The sequence below is a fragment of the Lysinibacillus sp. KCTC 33748 genome, from assembly GCF_002237755.1.
GTDB lineage: Bacteria > Bacillota > Bacilli > Bacillales_A > Planococcaceae > Lysinibacillus.
Map to the genome: position 1 here is coordinate 217350 of NZ_MWSJ01000001.1, position 23841 is coordinate 241190.

General features: G+C 38.2%; 17 protein-coding genes. 10 read left to right on the forward strand and 7 right to left on the reverse strand.

Features of this window, described 5'->3' with window-relative positions; genetic code table 11:
• The first annotated feature begins 656 nt into the window (after positions 1–656).
• Positions 657–1547, forward strand: coding sequence for an alpha/beta fold hydrolase (locus B1B04_RS00940; RefSeq protein ID WP_170938868.1), 891 nt, complete (start codon positions 657–659; stop codon positions 1545–1547).
• 1055 nt (positions 1548–2602) lie between these two features.
• Here the strand turns inward: B1B04_RS00940 and B1B04_RS00945 are convergent.
• From B1B04_RS00945 to brnQ, 3 genes are all read right to left on the reverse strand, one after another.
• Positions 2603–4564 carry an S-layer homology domain-containing protein gene (locus B1B04_RS00945; protein WP_079559461.1) on the reverse strand — a complete coding sequence of 654 codons (1962 nt, stop codon included), beginning with the start codon at positions 4562–4564 and terminating at the stop codon, positions 2603–2605.
• A gap of 494 nt (positions 4565–5058) precedes the next feature.
• A complete protein-coding gene (locus tag B1B04_RS00950; protein WP_079559462.1) occupies positions 5059–6438 on the reverse strand; it encodes a S41 family peptidase in 1380 nt (459 codons plus the stop codon).
• Positions 6439–6681: 243 nt separating this feature from the next.
• The gene (brnQ, locus tag B1B04_RS00955; RefSeq protein ID WP_079559463.1) at positions 6682–8001 is read right to left on the reverse strand and encodes a branched-chain amino acid transport system II carrier protein; all 1320 of its coding nucleotides are present in this window, start codon (positions 7999–8001) and stop codon (positions 6682–6684) included.
• Between the two features lie 249 nt (positions 8002–8250).
• Between brnQ and B1B04_RS00960 the strand changes: the two genes are divergently transcribed.
• On the forward strand, positions 8251–9132 hold the full coding sequence (locus B1B04_RS00960; RefSeq protein ID WP_079559464.1) for a C40 family peptidase: 882 nt from the start codon (positions 8251–8253) through the stop codon (positions 9130–9132).
• Between the two features lie 372 nt (positions 9133–9504).
• Here B1B04_RS00960 and B1B04_RS00965 read toward each other — a convergent pair whose 3' ends face one another.
• Both B1B04_RS00965 and secA2 read right to left on the reverse strand, forming a co-directional pair.
• Positions 9505–10398 (reverse strand): accessory Sec system S-layer assembly protein, encoded by an 894-nt coding sequence (locus B1B04_RS00965; RefSeq protein ID WP_079559465.1) that lies wholly within the window; start codon positions 10396–10398, stop codon positions 9505–9507.
• A complete protein-coding gene (gene secA2, locus B1B04_RS00970) occupies positions 10398–12761 on the reverse strand; it encodes an accessory Sec system translocase SecA2 (protein ID WP_079559466.1) in 2364 nt (787 codons plus the stop codon). Before secA2 ends, B1B04_RS00965 begins: the two co-directional genes overlap by 1 nt.
• Before the next feature lie 223 nt (positions 12762–12984).
• Between secA2 and B1B04_RS00975 the strand changes: the two genes are divergently transcribed.
• Positions 12985–14049, forward strand: a complete 1065-nt coding sequence (locus tag B1B04_RS00975; RefSeq protein ID WP_079559467.1) for a glycosyltransferase family 4 protein — start codon at positions 12985–12987, stop codon at positions 14047–14049.
• Positions 14050–14446: 397 nt separating this feature from the next.
• Here the strand turns inward: B1B04_RS00975 and B1B04_RS00980 are convergent, their stop codons facing one another.
• Both B1B04_RS00980 and B1B04_RS00985 read right to left on the reverse strand, forming a co-directional pair.
• Positions 14447–15484 carry an LCP family protein gene (locus B1B04_RS00980; RefSeq protein ID WP_079559468.1) on the reverse strand — a complete coding sequence of 346 codons (1038 nt, stop codon included), beginning with the start codon at positions 15482–15484 and terminating at the stop codon, positions 14447–14449.
• Positions 15485–15621: 137 nt separating this feature from the next.
• Positions 15622–16260, reverse strand: a complete 639-nt coding sequence (locus tag B1B04_RS00985) for a YigZ family protein (protein WP_079559469.1) — start codon at positions 16258–16260, stop codon at positions 15622–15624.
• A gap of 167 nt (positions 16261–16427) precedes the next feature.
• Here B1B04_RS00985 and B1B04_RS00990 point away from each other — a divergent pair, with 167 nt between their 5' ends.
• The 7 genes from B1B04_RS00990 to B1B04_RS01020 all read left to right on the forward strand — a co-directional run bounded on the left by B1B04_RS00990 (position 16428) and on the right by B1B04_RS01020 (position 23575).
• The gene (locus tag B1B04_RS00990) at positions 16428–17576 is read left to right on the forward strand and encodes a sensor histidine kinase (RefSeq protein ID WP_079559470.1); all 1149 of its coding nucleotides are present in this window, start codon (positions 16428–16430) and stop codon (positions 17574–17576) included.
• Positions 17577–17612: 36 nt separating this feature from the next.
• Positions 17613–18287 carry a response regulator gene (locus B1B04_RS00995; protein ID WP_079559471.1) on the forward strand — a complete coding sequence of 225 codons (675 nt, stop codon included), beginning with the start codon at positions 17613–17615 and terminating at the stop codon, positions 18285–18287.
• A 679-nt stretch (positions 18288–18966) separates the two neighbouring features.
• Complete coding sequence (locus B1B04_RS01000; RefSeq protein ID WP_079559472.1) at positions 18967–19509, forward strand: nuclear transport factor 2 family protein; 543 nt, start codon at positions 18967–18969, stop codon at positions 19507–19509.
• Between the two features lie 498 nt (positions 19510–20007).
• On the forward strand, positions 20008–20850 hold the full coding sequence (locus B1B04_RS01005; protein ID WP_079559473.1) for a DegV family protein: 843 nt from the start codon (positions 20008–20010) through the stop codon (positions 20848–20850).
• A 95-nt stretch (positions 20851–20945) separates the two neighbouring features.
• Positions 20946–22313, forward strand: a complete 1368-nt coding sequence (locus B1B04_RS01010) for an ATP-dependent helicase ComFA (RefSeq protein ID WP_079559474.1) — start codon at positions 20946–20948, stop codon at positions 22311–22313.
• On the forward strand, positions 22310–22900 hold the full coding sequence (locus tag B1B04_RS01015; protein ID WP_079559475.1) for a ComF family protein: 591 nt from the start codon (positions 22310–22312) through the stop codon (positions 22898–22900). The genes B1B04_RS01010 and B1B04_RS01015 overlap by 4 nt, the downstream gene beginning before the upstream one ends.
• 261 nt (positions 22901–23161) lie before the next feature.
• A complete protein-coding gene (locus B1B04_RS01020) occupies positions 23162–23575 on the forward strand; it encodes a TIGR03826 family flagellar region protein (protein ID WP_079559476.1) in 414 nt (137 codons plus the stop codon).
• Positions 23576–23841 lie beyond the last annotated feature (266 nt).

Consider the following 23841-nt stretch of genomic DNA (forward strand, 5'->3'; position numbering starts at 1 on the left):
ATAGATATATTTTATCCACTGATTATTTTTATGTTTGCATGTAGGTTTTTATGTATAGATAAATATATTTTGTTTGGGGCTAAGAAGGGGGCTGTTTTCAAAGGCTCAAGTAGGTTAGGGAAGTGTTCGGCTAGTGTCAGATAGGAGAAAGAAGTTATAGGCTCAGACAGCTTGTCATAGAATCGGAAAGGTGCTTGTTGGGACATGAGATGTATCAAACTACCCGAGCATATACCAAGTTGTTCGATCATGCTCGTAAGGAAAAGTATGATGATTGGATGGAAAATAACCTTTTATATGAAGAGGGAGACTTGTTTAAAGGAGGGTGTTTTCTCAAAGATTGTCGCTGTTAAAACTAAAAAGACAGAATTAATCTACGAAACGTGTAGAAAATCTGTCTTTTTAGTTTTCATGAATCGAAAATTTAACTAAACTTCCGTTAGTTGAATAGGAAAAGAATACTTATTCCATAATCGCGCCCTTTTGTTGAACAACGTTATTGAAGTAAAGCGCCGCTAGTTTAATCCTCGCTTTTTATTCTTTCCAAAGCTTGTTCAATGGTTTCATACTTAATGTTATCGTATTCCCATTTCAAAACAGGAAATGTATTTTTTCGAAGCCTGAGGAATAAGTTTGATTATATCGTCTCGGAGAGGATGTTGTACGTGTTTTCTTATCATTCGGGGGAAAATCAAATTCCAAATTCTTATTACCAGTTTGTGCCGCAGGGACAATATTATAATCCTTATTCCAAAGCAGGCTGGTTGTGGGAGCATTATCCCATAGAATTGGAAGGAAGTTTTAGGCATTCTCAACGGCTCACCTTTGTCCTCGTGCATGGTTCCTGGGCTGATGTTCACTTTTGGGATGGCGTAGCAACGGTACTGCGTAGTCAAGGGAACATAGTTTACACTCCAGAATACGCAGGCCATGGAACTGATCCAAATAAAAATGTCACTCATGCAATGATTACAAAATCAGTCGTTGATTATATTAGACACCTGAACTTGTACGATTTTATTCTCGTTGGACACAGCTTTGGTGGAACAGTCATCCAAAAAGTTGCTGAACAGATACCTGATCGTATTAAACGTTTGGTCTTCTGGGATGCGTTTGTATTAAAAGACGGAGAATCGCTTGTTGATGAGTTACCGCCTCAAACGAGAAAAGGTTTTGAACAGCTTAGAGCCATGTCCAATGACGACACAATCATGCTTCCGTTTGATTTGTTTCGAGCTTTGTTCGTAAATACTGCCACCACCGAGAATGCTAAACTTTTTTATAAAAGTGTAGCTCCGGAGCCGGCTAAACCGCTTTTCGAGAAACTGGATCTTAAAGCGTTCTATGCGCTACAAACCCCAAAAAGCTACGTATACTTCTACCAAGATAATATATTGCCTCAAGGGGAAGGCTTCGGTTGGAATCCCCATATGTCAATACGACTGGGTCTGTTCCGCCTGATCGTTGGCGATGGGGACCACTTTACAGATACACGCACAAGACCGACTTATTTGGCACAGAAGCTTTACGATGCAAGTCGGGATTGATTCACTCAAGCGTAAATATGCTTGAGTCTTTTTTTGCCAAGGAATATGCTATTCTGCCTCGTTAGCTCAATTAACTTAATGCAATAAAATGGCCCGATTGTTGAACACAAGTTAAACAACGCTATTCAACTAACCTGCTCAGTTTAGTTGAATAACAGTAAACCGCTAAATCTGTTTAAAAAGCATCTGATGAAAAGTTAACTCTTTCAAATCTCTAAATGCATCTTCTGGAAGATAATTTAAATATGTATAATATCTATTTCTTAAGCAATCGTAAAAAGAAAAAAAGCAGCTAGTTTATCTTTGAATAGATTAGCTACTTTTATATTTAGCCTACAAACTTTGAGGCAAGAAATTATAAAAAGGGTCACTGAGTTGGAAGTGACCCTAGGTGACAAATGAGGGAGGATGTGACGGTCAACCAACGCCACAGCCTAGTAAGTGCGTTTAATACACTCAACATTAATTTGTGCAAATAGATGTTACCTATACATTAAAAAAATAGCAGCACCGTCAAATGAATAAAATGTGTATGAAGGTTAAATTATGTATTAGCGGGATAGCGTAGTGCAATAGCAAATTGGGGCGATGCAATGCAACAGATTGCTATCCCAAAACTAATATATGTAATGGTATTTAAAATATTTATAACACTATAAAAATGTGAGAAAAGGATTAAAAAGAGAAAAAGAAATGGCTGAATAGTAATTAGGGTGTGATCGTAATAGAGAGACTGAAAAGCTTGTTTGCTAAACACGACTATAACTATGTTGAAATTATAGTTTTGTATAGTTGATGGACCCGGAAATTAAAATAAAAAAGCCGCATAAAATCGCCGTGTTCATACGGTAACGGCTAACTAACCAAAACGATGTCCTGTGGCATTACCGAAAGGAGAGACATCGTGACGGCCCTCATACAGGCCTATGCACAATGCCGATTCAGGATGAAATTATATCGAGACATAATTGATAGAATCATTCAATTTGCCATTGGTTTTGGTAAAGGTATCGAAAAAGGCTGTCCCGAAAATATTCGGAGACAGCCTCTAATTGCTACTTCACGGTATTAATGATTTTAACATACTCTTTATTGATGTAGGCTGGTTGTGGGTGGGGTTTATCAGAAAGTACCTCATACCAACCATTAACATTCGTATCGGTAACAATAACGGGCATACCGCTTTTATTAAATGTGAAAAGTGGACTTTGACTTGTTGATGCGTCTGGACGAACATTCAGACCTGCTGTTGTCGTACGGGCAATTTTGTATGGATTCTTTGCATCTTTAAAGCCTAAAGCTTTTTCAGTACGGTAGTAGTGTCCAGCAATTTTAGCACCCCAAAATGGATCAGATGCATACTTCACGTTAAAACCGACTTCCTTAGAGCCAACCACTGCACCATTCGTGTAAGGACCACCTGGTGTAATGTAATTCGGCTGCAAGAACTTTTCAACAAGCTCATTAATATTGTCAGCAACACTATCAAACTTTTTATTTAGTGGATTCGTGTCATATACATATAAACCAAATAAGTTGTTGAGATTTTGAGCATGGTCACTCATACCATATGCACTCTCATGCTGGGCAAGCGATAAAATAAGCATGGCATTAATGTTAGAATTTGCTTCTACCTCTTTTAATACTTTCCCTAAACCGATTAACTTACTTTTCTTTGTCGCATTTTTATAAAGACTAGCCCCTGAACTTTCAATCTCAGCTAACTTTTGCATAATGTAATTATCTAGTTCTGCTGCAGTATATTGAGTTTGGGCACGTGCAGGTAAAAATTGATAGTAATTATATGCTTCACCTTTTGAAGAGCCACTAGCATTTGTGAAATTAATGCCATTCCAGCTAAAGTACTTTTCGCCCTGCTTCATGAAGTCGGGAGCTTTTCCATACACATAGCTAGAAGAATATTTATTTGATTTATAATCATATAAAGTATGTTTAATTTCACCATTCTCGTTTGAATAGTAAGAACGACCCTTACTTAAAGCAGATGGGATTAATGTAACATCGGCATGTTTTAAATACCCAACCTGACCTGCTAAACTAACTTTTACTTGTGTCGCATCACTGCCTAAATACTGCATTTCTGTATTAGCAGCAACAGCGATTTGATCTTTAATTGTTTCAGATTTAAGGGCTACATAATTATTGGTTACAACATACCCAGATGACATTTTCATAATTTTATCATTTAGCGTAATGACAAGTGTATTTTTTGACAAAGCTTTTTCAGCAGCATCGAAACTAGAAAAGGCTTCATTTCCTACAAGATTGCCATTTGAAATTTCTTTTACGATGAACTTAGTAGAGTTACCATTACCAGTTTCACCATTGTTGTTACCGTTGTTGTTGTTATTGCCGTTATTATTAGTATTACCACCATTATTTTCAACATCGTCCGCTAGAAGTATCAAGCGAAGTACAAATGTTGAGGCCTCGCCAATTGTGGCATTATCTTTTGGTAAAAACATTCCATTGGAGCTACCTTTAATAAGTCCTAAATCTGCTCCGATAGCGATGTCTTGGCGGAAGTCTTTAAAAATAGCTGCATTATCCATAAAAGTAGTGGATGGCGTACCTTTTGGGATTTTTAAATAATCAACAGCTCTAATTAGCATGACTGCCATATGCTCTCTTGAAATACGGGCATTTGGTTTAAACGAACCATCTGTATAACCTGTGATAATCCCAGCAGTAGCAGCAAGCTTAATATCCGTTGCAAATAAATATGTATCTGGGACATCTGTGAAACTAATATTATCTTTTTTCTCAAGGTTTAAAGCCTTTGCTATGTAAGTAGCAAATTCACCGCGCGTGACAGTGTCGTTTGGACGATAGCTTCCATTTGCATCTTGCAGTAATGCATCTTTGGAAATTAAATAGCGTAAACCACTTTCATGCATATGTCCTGAGAGCTCATCAGCATATGCCATGTTTGGTTGCCAAATAAGCAAGCTAACAAGTGCCATTAACACCACCGTTAACATTGATAGTTTTTTCATATTTATAACCCTCCTAAGCTTCTATTATTTTACCAAAGTTGGAGAATTAAGATAAGGGTCAAATGTTAGAAATAACATAAAATATGCCAACCAAAATTTACCGACGTTATACTTTTGAGCTATGTTAACTTCCTTCAGCAATTGTTTTTCGTACCGTAGCGAAACTACAGGTACAGATTCTTAAGCTATTTCCAGCGGATGTCCAAATATCTGCTGAAAGGAGTTAAGCCTCCGGCGGATGTCACGGAATTAGAAAGGAGTTCTTTGTGCGGGCACAAAGCAGATTCCGGACGCAATTATGCCGAGGCATAATTGATTGAAATAGTTGGATAGACAGTAAGGTGAAGGACATTTGCGTATTGAGGATTGGTAAAGTATTTGATGAGTGAGACGTTAGTGTGTATATCTTCAGGCAGTAATTTTAATGCAAGAATAGAAAAAAACCTCCCACCGACATTAAATAATGAAACTACTTAAATGGTGAGAGGAATTTTTTATTTTTTCATTATTATACGCTGATAAAAACCTTGCTGCGTTTTGTTAGCATTTTGTGTTTTTGGATGTACAAGGATCATATATTCTCGCCCAGCAGATAAAGGTTTTGATGGGGTTACGATTAATGAACGACCCTCTACTTTTGCTGTCATAGGCACTTCATTACCACCTAAAGCAATTAGCTGAACCTTATCCTCAGCCATTTGTGAAGAAAGTGCAGAAGGAACTTTCACTGTTAAACTTTTAGGATCCGCAACATTTTTTAAGCTTGCCAGCTCTTTATATTTTGTATATTGAGCTTTTATAGCATCATAATGTGCCTGAAAAATAGGGGCAGTCTTTGTTTGAATGTCTGGTTTTATACCGACCTCATTAATTGTTTTCCCTAAAGGACCTGTAAAATTACCGATCGTAAGCTTTAAATAGCTACCATCCTGCAGTTCAAAAAAGCCCTGCATACAGCCTTTTCCGTACGTAGTTTCTCCATATAAAATAGCAGCTTGCTGATCTTGTAATGTTGCTGCTAACATTTCAGAGGCGCTAGCACTATAGCGGTTTACAAGAATACGTGTATCAGCAGGTAATTTTTCGTCTTGATAGACTGCACGCACTTTATAATTGGCATGCGCTTCTTCCAGTAAAAAGGCGATTTTTGCTTTTGGGAAAAACCCTGTAATCTCCTGAGCCGTTGTTACATAGCCTCCACCGTTGTTTTGCAAATCCAAAATAAAAGAAGTTGCACCACGCTGTTTTAACTGAATTAGTGCTTTCTTTACAAGCTCTGCACCGTCTTCAGAGAAGGATGACATAGAAATGTATCCAACATTCCCAAATAGTAGTGCAGATTCTACATTCGGTAATGTGAATTTTTTTCGTGTAATCGTTGTCGTAGTAGTTGTACCATTTGCATGTTGGAGTGTCACGCCTAATTTAGTATTTTCATCACCAGTTAATAGGGCAGAGACTTCTTGCGTGGAGCTTCCTACAACGGATTGTCCGTTAATGGCAGTAATAATGTCTCCAGCAACGACACCTGCATCTGATGCACCGCTACCCTCAAACACTTGTAAAATATGAATGCCATCTTCATGTTCTTCGAGAATCACACCAACCCCAATTGTTGATAGATCGATGCTATTGATAAATTCCTCGAATTCCTTTTTCGTAAAATATGTAGAATAAGGATCTAGCATTTCAATGATTTCAGGAATCGTTTTAGCCTTTTGCAAATTTCCGTGGATAGTTCCCACATAATTTTCCGTAATAATTTCCTTGATTTCCTTTACAAGCTGTTGTTCATTGCTTGCAGCAGAAGCATTTGTTAACGGAAAGATGAAAAAGCTTAAAACGAATACAAATGACCACAATATTCTTTTCATAGGACACCTCTTTTCTAATATATAGTATACATGATTTTCCATATAACTGTAATAGGGCTTATCACCAAAGTTGTAGGTGACATTTTTCCTTCTTCGCGCAATGGACGGGATTTCCTACAAAAAAAGAATCTGCTAGCTTTTTGCGAAAAAGTAAAGGATGCAAGATTCTTAGACAGTCGTTGTCTAAAGTCTTATTCGCAAAAAAAGCAAGCAGATTCTAGTTATCTTATAGATGAAGATATTTTATTTTTTTGTTAGCTTATGAATAATAAAGCCGAGAAGCGCACCGACTATTGCAGGTACAAGCCATGCCAGACTTTGTTCATATAATGGTAAAGTTTTCAAAATGTTCACATACGGTGTAATAGTAATCTCCATTTGCTTAAAACCATCATTCAGACTAACGAAGAATGTAGGAATTAATGCTAAAATGTAAACGATTTTTCCACCTTTAAAGAAGTTATCGAAAAGTGACAGAACCATTAACACCATCGCTAGCGGATAGATAATTAATAATACAGGTAGTGATGCACTAATAATTGTTTCAAGACCAACGTTTGTAATTGCTGCACTGAATATTGTGAAAATTACTAAAAACGTTTTATACGAAACACTAGGAAATAGTTTATTGAAAAATTGAGCATTGGCAGTCAATAAACCTACAGCAGTAGATATACACGCTAGTAAAATTGTGGCAGATAATATAATAGTCCCAAGTGTACCAAAAAGAGCTTCAGCTGACTTCGCTATAATAGTACCACCATTATCAAAAGCGCCTATTGCATTAATACTAGTGTTACCAATTTGTCCAAGTGCGATATAGACAAATGATAAGCCAATAGCGGCAACAATTCCAGCGAAAATTGTCGTTTTGACTTGCTTCTTAGTATCTGACATACCCATGTCGCGTAATGCTTGCAAAATAACGATTCCGAATACTAATGCACTAAGTACATCCATTGTTAAATAGCCTTGAACAAAGCCTTCAGTCAATGGTGACGAAGTGTATTTTCCTATAGCTGCCCCTGGTTCACCCATTGGGGAAATAAAGCTTTTAATAGCTAGTAATAGAATAACACCTAATAGAACAGGCGTTAAAATTTTCCCAACGCGATCAACAAGCTTTGAAGGGTTAATTGCTAAGACTAGTATTAAGGCGAAAAATATAACAGAAGTAATCAAAAGTGGTGCCCAATGATCTGCTGCTCCCTCTGGAAGAAATGGGACAATCCCGATTTCATAGGAAACAGAACCCGTACGCGGCACTGCAAAAAATGGACCAATTGCTAAATAAACAATTGATGTAAAAATAATACCAAAGGTAGCACCAACACGGTTTGCTAGTATTTGTAGATCGCCACCCGCCTTCGCAATCGCAACGATGGCTAATAGTGGTAACCCAACACCTGTTATTAAGAAACCAATCATTGCTGACGTTATATGCTCACCAGCTTGTTGACCTAATAATGGGGGGAAGATAATATTTCCGGCGCCTAAAAACAAGGCAAATAATAGTAAACCTACTGCTAAATTCTCTTTGATGAAAAGCAAAATGTTTTTCATAAAAATTAAAACTCCTTTAAATTTGAAAAGATTAAACTTTCTAAAAATTTTAAATACAGAAGTGTATGTTATCATACGAATACTATTCTTGCAATCAATAATCTCTTATTATTTGTCAGAATATGTCGGATTCATTAAGATTCATAAATTGTTTGAAAAATAGTCAGTTTTTCCGATTTCTGATTACTAAAATATCTAGTATGATAGACACACAAGGAAATATTTTAGCACGAATGGGGGCAAATTGGTATGAAAAAAACAAAAAAATTAAGAATCCTTGCTTTAACTACTATTGCTACTTCTTTTTTAGCATTACAGACCGCAGAAGCAGCTACTTATACCGTACAAAAAGGAGATACTTTATCTAAAATCGCTACAAACCATAAAGTTACAGTACAAGACATAAAAACATGGAACAATTTAAAGAATGATATGATTTATGTCGCACAAAAGCTTGAAGTTTCAAAACAAACGACTAACGAAACGGTAAAACCTTCAAATCCATCAACAACAACACCATCAAAACCTACAACTACTTCCCATACAGTAGTTAAAGGCGATTCCTTATCCAAAATCGCTAATCAATATAGTTTATCAGTAAAGGAAATCAAAGACTGGAATGGGCTTGCGACAGACACGATCTACATTGGACAAGTGTTAAAATTATCTGCGGGAGCTTCAGTACCTGGGAATGAAACAGTACATAATAACGGATCTTCAGGTGCGGGAACATCAAAAGATCCTACTGCAAATGGACAAGCTATCAATAAGAAAACAGTAGAAGTAGCGAATTCATTAGTAGGAACACCATATCTCTATGGTGGCAACACACCTGATGGTCTAGATTGCAGTGGCCTTATTTACTATGCCTTTAATCAAGGTGGATTAAAAATAGGCAGACACAGTAGCGAAGGCTATTTCGGTAATTCAACACAAGTTAATAATCCGGTATCAGGCGATTTAGTATTCTTCGAAAATACGTATAAACAGGGTATCTCTCACATGGGTATTTATATAGGCAACAATAAATTTATCCATGCAGGGGCAGACGGTGTTGAAGTCTCAGACGTTACATACTCTTACTGGTCTACAAGATTAGTAGCTTATAAACGTTTCGACGCTATAAAATAAAAATAAAGCGATTTTTTGCATATACAGCAGAAATCGCTTTTTTTTATGCGCGGAAGGAAGGGGGATACCCGTGGAAGGAAGGGGAATACCCGCGGAAGGAAGGAAGGGGAATACCCGCGGAAGGGAAGCGAATACCCGCGGAAGGGAGGCGAATACCCGCGGAAGAGAAGTGAATCCCGCGCAAAGAAGAGATACCCGGGAAGAGAAGTGAATCCCGCGCGAAGAAGAGATATCCGCGGAAGGAAGGCAAATACCCGCGGAATGAAGACGAAAACCCGCGAAACGAGCGAACACCCACACGAAGCAGAAACACCTGCACAAGGCAGATCAAAAAAATCCCTTCTTTTTTAAAAAAGAAGGGATTTCGATAGTTTATTGTGTTACGCGTGCTGTCCAACGAGATAGGTCGGCGTCTTTTGCATCAACAAGTTCTGCAGGGAAGACGAATGTCCAAGGTTTCGTTGAGTTTGGTTGTACAGTTAATACTGGATCCATGTTGAATGAACCGTTAGCAATTTGTTTACCTGTAGCATCTACAATTTCTAGTGGTAATTGTTCTAGATTAATAGCTTTATTGTGTCCGTTTCGGATGAAAATCGATACATTTAGGTTGCCGTTATCAGCTAGTTTTGCTTGTAAGCCGGTGAAGTTTACTTCAGTTTCACCTAGTTTTGGTAAAGTCTCGACGATTTTTGCTAGCTCTTCTTTTTGAGCTGCTGGTAGTTGTTTTTCCCATGATGGGTCAAGTTCTAATTGGTGGCCGCGAAGGGACACGAGGTTGAAGGCAATTTTCCAGCCATCTTCAGGGATTTCGTCTACTTTAATTGCAGATTTATCGAATTCAAATACCCATGGGCGAGCGCTTTCTGCTGGAATTGTGCCAAGTGCTTTGAAATCGAATTTTTTAGATGCTACTAGCTCGTCATTTTTATCCATGATGAAAAGCTCGATTTCTCCTAGCTCGATTGCTTGTGGTAAAGATGAGCGGAAAAATGCGCGAACATGCCATTTACGTTTGTTTTCTTCAATACTAATAGAAGAAAGAGATAATTGATTTGGTTTTAATGGTTCGAGTTCGTTTGCTAGGAAGTTGAAAATGTATTTTTGCTCCTGTGGTACATCCCAATCTGGATGGAATGAAAGCTTTGTTTCAACATCGCGATTATCGCCTGTATTTGTAGAAGCTTTTCCTAGTAAGTCTTTTGAGTCAATTGTGTTTTCTTGAACGATTTTGTCTGATTTTTTAAAGAATGAGAATAAGCCCATTATTGTACCTCCTGTTGTGCGTCAATTTTTTTCATGAAGCCGGTAATTTCTATAATAATCGAACGACGTAATTCTTGGAAATTTTTACCGAACAACTCAAGTCCCTCGCGTTGGTAAATTCGCATTGGATCTTCTTGCTGGTAATGACGTAAGCCAATACCTTCTTTTAAATGAGCCATTACTTCCAAGTGTTTCACCCAGCCACTATCGATGAAACTAAGCATGATTTGTGGCAGAACTTCTAGTACTTGTTCATTTTCAGCGAACTTCTCTATATGATTGAGCAGTTCTTGTTCAGAAGGTTTAATGTCTTCTAAAATTTGTTTTACTCTGCCCACTTCTCGGTTAATTGTGACAGGTGTAATGAATAGTGAGTTAAGAGAACTCTCCATTTGATCATAATTCCATTCAACAGAATTTACTTCTTCTGGTGCAGCGTCAAGAACAGCAAATTCAACCGTTTCACGAAGCATTTTTTTAAGCTCGCCCATCAAGTCATTTTCAGCTAAGATTTTGTTACGTAGACCATAAATAACTGTACGTTGGTCATTGATAACATCATCTAATTTTAGGTTGTATTCACGCATACCGTATTGGGAACCTTCAACAATTCGTTGTGTACGGTCAATGAGTTCTTGAGCATCTTTATTTTGAATAATGCCTTGATCGTTGACAACCATTTTTGCAGAGAATTTTTCAACTTCTTCTTTTGCGTAGCGACGGAACATATCATCTTCAATAGAGAGAATGAAGCGACTTTCACCTACGTCGCCTTGACGACCTGAACGACCACGAAGCTGATTGTCTACACGACGGCTTTCATGCTTTTCAGTACCGATAACATATAGACCTCCAAGTGCATGAACTTCTTCGCCTAACACAATATCTGTACCACGGCCAGCCATATTGGTAGCTACTGTAACACGCCCTTTTTGACCTGCTTGAGAAATCAGCTCAACTTCTTGCTCAACTGTTTTAGCGTTTAGCAATTGGAATTTTAAGCCTGCTTTTTTCAAGCTATCGGCAACTGTTTCAGATTGCAGTATGGACGTTGTTCCGATTAAGACGGGTTGTCCTTTTTCGTGACGACGTTTCGCTTCAGCGGCTACATACTTATATTTATCTTCTTGCTTGTTGAAAATAACATCAGGCTGATCGACACGTTGACGTGGACGATTGGTTGGAATTTGAATAACTTCCATGCCGTACACTTCTCGAATTTCTTTTTCCTGTGTTTTCGCAGTACCTGTCATCCCTGAAAGCTTCGGATACATACGGAAATAGTTCTGAATTGTAATTTGTGCCTGTGCTTTATTTTCATCGGTAATCGTTACATTTTCTTTTGCTTCAATCGCTTGATGTAAGCCATTAGATAGTGAACGACCTTCTAAAATACGACCTGTGAACATATCAACAAGCTCGATTTTGTCATCCTTTACGATGTAATCAACATCACGTTCAAACATGACATGAGCACGAACGGCTTGGATAACATAATGGAAAAGTGATTGGTGCTCTAAGTCATACAGATTATCTATATTGAATGCAGCCTCAACTTTTTCAATACCTTTATCTGTTAGGGAAGTAGCTTTTGTTTCATCATCAAAATCATAATCTTCATCTACTTTGAAACGTTTTGCTAACATAGATGAGATGCGATGTAATTCATCGTTAGATGGCATTTTACCAGCGATAATCAGTGGTGTTTTTGCCTCATCGATTAGTACACTATCTACTTCATCAATAATGGCGAAGTGATAAGGACGCTGTACTTTATCAGCTAAGCTGTATGCCATATTATCACGCAAGTAATCGAAACCGAATTCAGTTCCAACACCATATGTAATATCTGCATTATAGGCTTCCTTTTTCTCGTCTGCTTCCATCATTGGTAAATTCAAACCAACTGTTAAACCAAGGAAACGGTGAATCTGTCCAACTAGTTCAAAGTCACGTTTCGCTAAGTAATCATTGACGGTAATAACATGAACACCTTTGCCTTCTAATGCACGTACATAAGAGGGAAGGGAAGCAACTAGCGTTTTACCTTCACCTGTAGGCATTTCAGAGATATTGCCTTCAGTTAAAACAAGACCACCAATAAGCTGTACATCAAAATGACGCATTCCTAATACACGTTTTGAGGCTTCGCGTACAACCGCAAATGCATCTGGGATGATGGATACAATAGGCTCACCTTGTTGTAAGCGATCTTTGAAAATAAAAGTCATTTCTCTTAATTCTGCATCTGACTTATTAACATATTTTTCTTCGAGACTATTAATTTGTTCTACTATTTTATAGTAGCGTTTTAATTGACGAGCACTCGTTTGCTCTTTATTACTTTTGAAAATTGAGAACATGAAATATACGCTCCTTTAATGTTGTCTAACTGCTAGACACTACATTATTCTATCAAATTTTACGTATGGTGACTACATTTGGCATACAGCATTCTTCCAATCTGCAAAAGATGGAAAATATTTGTGAAATGGTGGAAAATAAATAGAAAAAGTATATTTCGGCGCCGGTTCGTGCTATAATCAATTTGGATTTAATGTAGATTATTTTTTGAGGAGGAGAGACATGCTCTACGTGTCTATAATAGCAGCATTTGTTGCTTCAATATTGTTAACTCCACTAGTTAAACGATTAGCGTTCAAAATAGGTGCTGTCGACGCACCAAACTACCGAAAAGTACATGCACGAATTATGCCAAGACTCGGGGGATTGGCGATCTTCCTTTCTTTTTTAATAGCTGTGGCTATATTTCAGCCGATTTTGATAATCAATGAAAATGGTAGTAACTTTTTACTGGCAATTATTATTGGTGCTTGCATTATCGTAGCAACAGGTGTCGTAGATGATATGCGTGAAATTTCCGCAAAGGCCAAATTAGTTGGCCAGCTTATTGCGGCACTTATCGTTATCTTTGTAGGTGGCATTCAAATTGATATGATTACCCTACCATTTGTAGGTGAATTAAACTTTGGATTGCTAAGTATTCCTTTAACAATTATTTGGATTGTTGGTATTACCAATGCCATTAATTTAATCGATGGCTTAGATGGTCTAGCGGCAGGCGTTTCAACGATTGCCCTTATAACTTTAGCTGTCATGGCAATTATTATGAACAATATGTTCGTATTAGCAATCGCAGCCATTTTAGCAGCAGCAACATTCGGATTTTTATTTTACAATTTCCACCCAGCGAAAATCTTCATGGGAGATACAGGAGCCTTATTCCTTGGCTTCATGATATCGGTCCTCGCATTGCTTGGATTTAAAAATGTTACAGTCGTTTCATTAATTATCCCAGTTATCATCCTAGGTGTGCCGATTTCTGATACATTCTTTGCGATTGTTCGTCGTGTACGCATGAAGAAAAAATGGTCTGATCCTGATAAATCACATTTACATCACCGTTTACTAGATATGGGCTTTACACATCGACAAACAGTGCTCATTATTTATGGGATTGCAATAATGTTTGGTTTAGCAGCAGTTATTTTCTCTATGGCAAAAGTATGGGGTGCAATTTTACTCGTAGCAGTTATTTTAACAGCAATTGAAATATTGGTTGAAGTCATTGGACTCGCGGGTAAAAACTATAAACCATTATTGAATTTTGTACGGATATTTAATAAATAATAAAGTGAAAGCAATCATACATTTTGTGTGATTGCTTTTTTGTCGACTCTATTTGCACGATTTTTGGTGAATACCCGCGAAAGGGAAGCGGATCCCGGGACGAGGAAGAGATGCTCGCGGAAGAGAAGTTAATAAATGCGGAAGGAAGAGATACCCGCGGAAGGGAAGTAAATACCCGCGGGAGGAAGGTGAATACCCGCGGAAGAGAGGTGAATACCCGCGGAAGGAAGGTGAATACCCGCGGAAGGAAGAGATACCCGCGAAAGGAAGGTGAATACCCGCGAAAGGAGGGTGAATACCCGCGGAAGAGAAGCAGATCCCCGCGAAAGTAATACGCAATAGGATTCCATAAAAAAAGACTTTCCACGAAATGAAAGTGGAAAGTCTATAAGTTAAGCTAGTTATTTATTGAAGATTCTTCACTTGAATCACTGTCAGTGTCGTTATTTGTGAGGCTTGTTGAATTTTCATCTAAGCCAAGGTGGTTTTGCAAAGTTTCTTTTACTTCATTAACTGACGCTGGATCTAATTGATAATAATATACACCAGTAGACATATCATCAGTGCCTTCTAAATTTAAAGTGTCAATGCGTGGTACACCTTTTGTTAAATAAGATAAGAAGGATTTCATTTCATCAAATGTCATATCCGTCTTCATGTTATTACCAAGTGCCTTAATGACATCATCGTATTTTGAGATAGAACCAACAGAAGAAACTTTATTGATGATAGCTGATAGAATTTCTTGTTGACGTTTACCACGTTCAATATCGCTATCTTGTTTACGCGTTCTTGCGAGTGCAAGTGCTTCACTACCGTTTAAATGTTGCATACCTGGCTTCAGGTTGATTGTAAATTTGTCGAATTCGTCTAATTCGTGTAAAGCATAAGGTACTTCAGCTTCGATGCCACCTAATGCATCAACTACGTCAATAAAAGCATTGAAGTTCATACGTACATAATAGTCAATTGGAATATCTAATAATCCTTCAACTGTCTTAATTGTTGTCAGTGTACCACCCATAGCGTGTGCATGGGTAATTTTATCTTTATATCCTACTTTAGGAATATAAACGTATGAATCACGAGGAATGCTTAGCATTTTAATCGTATGCGTTTTATTGTTTAATGTCGCTAAAACTAGTGCATCGGAACGTGAATGATCAGAGCCTTGCCCACGATTATCACTATCGTCTACACCGACAAATAAGATAGATACATTATCATTTATCGGCTCTACTTTACTTTCGCGAAGTGCAGAAACGTCGCGGCCTTCTAATTTTTCATGTGCTGAGTCAGCTGCGTGTTCCACTTGTTTAGTAAGGTAAACACCATAAGCAGTAACACAGATTGCCAAACTAGCAACAAGAAGTAAGGAAACTTTTATAAATAAGGAAGCTTTAGAAGACCTCTTTTTGTACTTTTTATTTTTCATTTATATTCTCCTCTAAGTTATGGGGATTATATTACGATTAAACTAAAATTTATGCAAATACATGTAATAAATAGGCAGTTTATAAAATAGCTTAACGTTAAAATTATACTATGCATAAATAGTTTCGGCAATTAAAACTATTTATCTACAATAAATTCAATAAATTGAGCATTCTCAAACGTAATGTTTGCCTGTCCGTTTGTCATTCCTGTTACCCAGTTTCGGAACTGTTCTTCCTCCTCTTTTAACACGGATACAATAATGTCGACGCCTTCCAAATAGCGAATTTCCTCTAAAGTATACGAAGAACTGCGAATTTCATTTTCCACTTTGCCAAGCCATGTGTAATCAACGGAAATTTTCATAAAATGATGAAGCTTGCGTTCGACAACCTGGGCAGCGAGTAAACCTTCTGTTGTCGCTTTTCCGTAAGCACGAATGAGACCGCCACCGCCAAGCTTAATGCCACCAAAGTAGCGTGTGACGACAACGACCGTATCTTTTAATCCTTGTTTTTTTAGGACTTCTAACATAGGGACGCCAGCTGTGCCACTAGGTTCCCCATCATCATTTGCTTTTTGAATATGATCATGCTCACCAATCATATAGGCTGAACAATTGTGTGTCGCGTTATGATGCATTTTTTTTATGCGTTCAATAAAAGAAATTGCATCCTCTTCCGTTTCTGCGCGTTCTATATAAGTAAGAAAGCGAGATTTAGAAATAACAATTTCGCTTTCGCCGTATCCTTTTACTGTTAAATAGTTTTCTCTCATCCGTACCAATCTCCTTTTAGGTAGAGTTCTATTTGACTTCTATTCTATAATTTTCATAAAGAAAAAGCATTAAATTTTAACAGCGGGATGATATAATGGGTGTAGACTATGTAATTGGTCTATTGAAATGGTAAGTAATCATAAGACATTAGACTGGGGAGTATACTATGTTTTCAAATGATACCTTCGATTTAAAGTCGCTTGATGACATATTTAATCGAATGTTAGAAACAATCATGAGCTCAAAGGACGATATCTTTATTATAAGTGAGCAAAGCCGTAGAAGCTTCGAAGATATGCAAAGAGAGCTAGAAATTGTTCGAAAACAAGTTTCAATTGTTATTGATGAAGGCGATGCTTTAGAAAAAAGCACACAGCTTGCCAAGCAAAGACTTGTGTTAGTGAGTAAAGCTTTTGATAATTATACCGAAGAACAAGTTAGAGAAGCGTATGAAACTGCACAGGATTTTCAAGTGAAGCTCTCCGTTATTAGAACACAAGAAAAGCAACTACGTGATAAACGAGATGATTTGGAGAGAAGGTTAAGAGCATTACTCGATACGATTGAACGTGCAGATCATATTGTCAATCAGGTAAATGTCGTTTTGAATTACTTAACTTCAGATTTAAAAAATGTTGGTTTAGCACTTGAACAAGCAAAAATGAAACAAGATTTTGGTATACGTATCATTGCGGCGCAGGAAGAGGAGCGCAAACGTCTATCTAGGGAAATCCATGATGGACCTGCTCAGATGCTCGCAAATGTACTAATGCGCACTGATTTAATAGACAGAACGTATCGTGAAAAGGGCATTGAATATGCTTTGGCAGAAATTGCTGATTTAAAGAAAACGGTGCGTAATGCATTATCAGAGGTGCGACGTATCATCTATGATTTAAGACCAATGGCACTTGATGATTTGGGAATTGTTCCGACATTAAAAAAGTACTTATCAACAGTGACTGAATATAATCCGGGTGTTGAGGTTCATTTCCAATCAAGAAGCACCGAAAAGCGTATACCATCAAACTATGAAGTATCTATTTTCCGCTTAGTGCAGGAATGTGTAACGAATGCCATGAAGCACGGAAAATGTAAGGATATTTGGGTCAAGCTTGAGTGGTTGAAAGATGCCGTAAATATCGTTGTAAAGGACGATGGCATAGGTTTCGATTCCCAGAAAGTTAAAGACCATTCCTTTGGGATTTTAGGTATGAAAGAACGTATTGAAATTTTGGATGGGACAATCTCAATTACAAGTGAGATAAATCGAGGTACGACGGTTGTATTTAAAATTCCGTTAGAAGTAGAATAAAACGATTGTTTGAGGAAATTTAGGGGGTAAAGACAAATGACGAAGATTATTATTGTAGACGATCACCAGCTATTCCGCGAAGGAGTAAAGCGTATTTTAGATTTTGAAGATACGTTTGATGTGGTAGCAGAAGGTGATGATGGTACGGATGTAGTATCTTTATATGCTGAAAATCAACCTGATGTTGTACTAATGGATATTAATATGCCGGGGAAAAATGGCGTAGAGGCAACAGCAGATTTAATTAATGAGTACCCAGATGCAAAGGTTATTATGCTTTCTATCCATGATGATGAAACATACGTAACACACGCACTAAAATCTGGCTCACTAGGCTATATGCTGAAAGAAATGGATGCGGATGAAATTGTTGAAGCTATTAAAGTAGTTGCTAATGGTGGATCTTATTTACATCCAAAAGTAACTAAAAATTTAGTAGCGGAATTCCGTCGCCTTTCTGAGCATGAAAATAAAGGTAACTTCCATCAAACAGAAATTCGTCGCCCATTCCATTTGTTAACAAAGCGTGAATGTGAAGTGTTACAATTATTAACAGATGGACAATCAAACCGTACAATTGGTGAGACGCTATTCATTTCTGAAAAAACAGTTAAAAACCACGTTTCAAGCATTTTACAAAAAATGAATGTAAACGACCGTACACAAGCTGTTGTTACAGCCATCAAAAATGGCTGGGTTGAAGTACGCTAATAGCATATATTGTATGTAACTTCTTTCAGGAGAATTGTAAGAAGTTAGAGCCTCTGGTGAATGTCACGGAATCGGAAAGGAGTTCTTTGCGCTAGCACAAAACCGATTCCGGACACAATTATGCCGAGGCATAGTTGATAGCTGTTTTTAAAGGCTACTATATTATTTAGTAGTTTTTAAAGCAGTTTTTTTATAGGAACGAATTGTCGAAAAGTGTAACAATTTATACATAGAGATCGATTAACTACTTTCAGCATTCACCTCCTACCTCTATATGTGGTGAGATGAATGAGGTTTTAAGTTACTTTTCAGTGGGTATCTAAACATTCGCTGAAATATAGGAACTCAGTCTAAGGACGCCACGTCCTGTGGCAACGACTGAGTGACCAACATTACGTTGGCCCAAAGCCTCCGGCGGATGTCACGGAAATCGGAAAGGAGTTCACATAGGATGTTAGCCGTTATCGCATCCATGCGATAACGGCTAACTGACCTGCATCGTGCAGGCCCAAGCACAAAGCCGACTCCGGACGCAATTATACCGAGGCATAATTGATTTAGTGCAACATTTTATAAGCGTGGGCGTCATAAGGAAGATATAGCACCTAAATGTTGAAAATACACAACAAAATTCCTACAACGGGATTTATATGCTACAATATGCGCGGGAGGTTTTTTGATGTTAAAGAAAAGTTTTCTAGCAGTTCTTACTTTATTAATGTTAACTGCCTGTGGTAATAAAAAAGATGAAATGAATGCAGAAGAACGACAAAAAATCATTGATGATGGAACCGTCGGATTTGAAATGAATGGTGGGCAAATAACGAAGGCAGAAAATGTCCCTGCTGATGAAGGAAAAGCAATTTTACTAGCCTTTAATGAATATATTGAAACTTTTAATTCAAAAGATATTGATCGTTATATGCAAACGCTCTCGAAGAATCCAAAAGGTTTCGACTATGATGAAGAAAAAGAATTCACAACAGAAGTATTTAAAGAGTCAGACGTTAAACGAGATGCTAAAGATACGACAATCATAAAATATAACGAAAATGAAGCACAGGTCCATTCCAATATAACATTACATTTAGTGCAAACTAAAACAAATGTGAAGCATGAAAGTGCAGGACAACAAGTTACAGTACTCGTCAAAGAAGATGGGGACTGGAAGGTCACTAGCGTCTTTTATATGGACGACACGAAATCAAGTACTGGCAAATAAAAATGAGGATCTCTTCATTCAGGCTCATCACTAAAAGTTGAGGTTGGGCGATTTCCTGGGCATTAGCGTCAAAGACAAGCCCCTAGAGCGAGCGCAGTAGTAACGATGGCAAAAAGCATCACGCTTAACTGCTAATTGGACTTGCTTCATTAGAAAGGAAATCAATCCCGCTTTATGGTGATGAGCCTTTTTTCATTCATAGTAGGATTAATAGGATGAAAATCAACCTCGTTTGGTTATGAGGAGATCTATACATAAGAAATGAATGTGAAATGAATGCTAAGTTAAAGCTTCGGACCCAATTATGCCGAGGCATAATTGATTAATTTAGCAGTTGTCTAGAATGTTGAAAGAGTGAAGCGACTTCCTCCTATTCGACGCTTAGACAAGATTACGTTATGTCGTAATTCATTTCATATTCATTTCTTTTTATCTTCTCAACAATTGCGTCGAGGCGCAATTGATTGTAAACTAGTTAGAATAGGAGAGTGGACATGGATGAGGACAGCAATCGTAACAGATAGTACTGCATATATTTCGGCTGAGGAACGAGCACGCTTAAACATTCATATGATTCCGTTAAGTGTAAATATCTCAGGTCAACTTTTTGAAGAAGAAGTAGATATCACGGCATCTGAATTTTATGATAAAGTACGTGGGGCAAAAGAATTCCCAAAAACAACCCAGCCTCCAATTGGAGAGTTTGTCGCTCTTTTTGAAGAGCTGGCAAAAGAGTATGATGAGGTAATATCTATTCATTTATCTAGTGGTATCAGTGGTACATATCAGGGGGCCATTCAAGCTGGCGATATGGTGGAAGGCATTGATGTGTCCGCTTTTGATAGTGAAATATCCTGTGCGGTGCAGGGTTTTTACGTTCTACGAGCAGCTGAATTGGCGGCTCAGGGCTTGTCTGCAAAAGAGATTCACGCTTCGTTGGAGGACATGAAGCAATCAGTTCGTGCTTACTTCATTGTAGATGACTTAGCGCACTTACAACGTGGGGGACGTCTGTCTGCAGCAGCGGCATTAATCGGTGGCTTATTACAAGTAAAGCCAATCCTGCATTTTGCGGACAAGGTCATTGTACCTTTTGAAAAAATTCGTACACGTAAAAAAGCATTAAAGCGTGCGGAAGAACTACTAGCTGAAGATGCTAAAAAGTATGAAGCAATGGACGCTGTGGTAATCCACGGCAATTGCCTTGCTGAAGCAGAAGAATGGCTAGCACAACTAGCAGCAACCTACCCGAACGTTAACTTTAAAATGAGCTACTTCGGTCCCGTTATTGGCACACACTTAGGTGAAGGCTCAATGGGTCTAGGTTGGACAAAAAAATAATAGTAAGTGAGACAGTCTCTACAGGAAATGTGTAGAGGCTGTTTTTTTATTTAGAAACTTTTTACCGAAAAAAACGACATGAAAGGAGCAAAGCAATGACATACAAAGGTTGGTTGTTGCCACCTGCATTACGAGATTTTCATGAAGGACGTATTTGGTTAAAGGAGCATACCCCATTTTCCGAGGAAGATATCGAGAAATCAATCAAGAATAAATACTTCCATATAATAGAAGGAATTCAAAAAGAGCCACATGTAAAATGCAATCGTTGCCATAATGAAGATCTTCAACAATTTACAACGTTTGATTGTTCAAAGTGTCTGCAGCAATGTATATATTGTAGGCATTGTCTGAATATGGGTAGAGTGAGTAGTTGTACGCAATTGATGATTTGGACAGGCCCTCGCGCAATGAGGGCAAGAAAGCATTCACTCGAATGGGAGGGGCAATATACAGTGCTTCAACAGCAGGCGGCAAATGAAATGCTAGAAAGTGTGAAGGGAAGGCGTTTCCATCTCTTGCATGCGGTATGTGGGGCGGGAAAAACAGAGCTACTTTTCCCGACTGTTCATTATGCGTTAGAGCAAGGCATGCGAGTATGTATCGCTACGCCTCGTACAGATGTAGTGTTAGAGTTATATCCACGCTTTCAAAAAAATTTCCCACAAACGATTATCCATGCATTATATGGTAAATCACCAAAGCAGGAGGGCTATGCCCAGCTCGTCTTGGCGACAACACACCAGCTTTATCGATTTGATCGAGCTTTTGACGTCATGATTGTTGATGAAGCTGATGCCTTTCCGTATACATTTGATGAAACGTTGCAAAATGCAGTCCAACAGGCAAAAACAGAAAGTGCGCCACTATTGTTGGTCACGGCAACCCCTTCTCCTAAACTACTTACTCAATATCGAAATGAAAGCTATTCATTTATCCCGAAGCGCTATCATGATCGTCCATTACCAGTCCCTCGATTTCATTCCCTGTGGCGCTATGAAAAAAGCTTGAGACGAGGAAAAATTCCAAGAAAGCTAAAACAATGGACAGGGGAGCGCCTTGCACGCAAAGAGCCATTTCTATTATTTTTTCCAAAAGTAGAGTTAATGAAAATAGCAACACCTCTTTTTCAATTATTAGATGACAGCATCATGGCAGTACATGCGGAAGATCCTGTGCGTAAAGAGAAAGTGCTTAAACTACGTGATAAAGAAGTGCCAGGTTTACTGACTACGACTATTTTAGAAAGAGGGATTACGATCAAGAATGTACAGGTTGCAGTGATTGGAGCAGAATCGACCATTTTTACTTCAAGTGCACTCATACAAATCGCAGGGCGAGTTGGTCGAAATGCCGATTTTGCAGAGGGAGACGTCGTATTTTTTCATCATGGGATTACGGCTGAAATGGATGATGCGCGGACAAAAATTCTTTATTACAATAAGAAAGGATTTTTATCATGAATAAAATTGAAACACTGTGCTTATTATGCTCACAGCCTTTGCAATCAGCAATCTCGTGGAAACTACTTTTAACAAAACAATTTCAGCCAACTATCTGTGATAGGTGCTCTGCTCAGTTTGAATATTCCTCAACAGCAACGGCACTTTACCAATATAATGATGCAATGAAAGACTTTTTACACCAATATAAATTTCTTCAGGATGTTGCACTTGCTAAAGTATTTCGGCAGGAGCTACATGCACGATTGAAGCATGAAAAAGCAACCATTATACCGATTCCTATGCACCCCGTTAAGCAAAGGGAACGTACCTTTTCGCATATGGAGGAGTTATTGAAGGCTGCGAATATTCCTTTTATACAACTTTTAGAAAAGACGACGACAGAAACGCAAAGCTCCAAAAATAGAGAGCAGCGAAACCAAGTCGCATCTCTTTTCCGTCTGATGGATGGAGCCCATGTAGAGCATAAAGAATACTTTCTTTTTGACGATATAAAAACGACGGGGACGACTTTAAGGCATGCTACTAAGGTTTTATTAAATGCAGGTGCCGAAAATGTCAAAAGCTTCACACTAATTAATGGATGAAAATGCTAATGCATTGTGTATAATAGATTACGAGTAAATAAGGTTCGTTTAGCTGTTATTATCTTCATTCAGACACTTACTGAATGAGGAACTCAGTCTAAGAACGCCACGTCCTGTGGCAACGACTGAGTGACCAACATCGTTGGCCTAAAGCCTCCGGCGGATGTCACGGATTTTGAAAGGAATGAATGGTGCCCGGCACAATCCAAAATCCGGACGGAATTACGCCAAGGCGCAATTGATTTAAGAGGAGGAAGAAAGATGGCAGAGGTTCGCAATTGTCCGAAATGTAATGAGTTTTTTAATTATATAGGGGTCAGAGAAGTATGTCATAAATGCGCTCAATCAGAAGAAGAATTATATCAAATCGTTTATCGCTTTTTACGTAAACGTGAAAACCGTGCGGCGACAGTAGAACGTATTGTTGAAGCAACAGGAGCTGAAGAGGAGTTATTGTATAAATGGGTACGCAAGGGACGCTTACAGCCTGCAATGTTCCCGAATCTTGGCTACCCATGTGATAACTGTGGTCACTTAACGACAACAGGCAAGCTTTGTGCAAAATGTCAGGATGAATTAAAGGCGGATTTACGTACATTTGAAGCGGCGAAGGAGTTCCGTGACAGTGTGGCAGATCGTGATCGTGTAACCTATCACGCAGACCGAAAACGTTAATTCTTTCAGCGAGTATCCAAACACCTGCTGAAATAGAGGAACTCAGGCTAAGAGCTTCACATCCTGTGAAAACGCCTGGAATCGGCTTTGTGCGTGATCCAGGTCAGTTAGCCGTTATCGCCTGGAAGCGATGATTTTAGGCTAATATCTTATATTGCAATTATACCGAGGCATAATTGATAGGTCTAAAGTGTGTTAATTTTAAACAAAATTAGCACACTTTTTTCTATTTGAAAACTTAACATTATGTGAGACAATCCGAAATA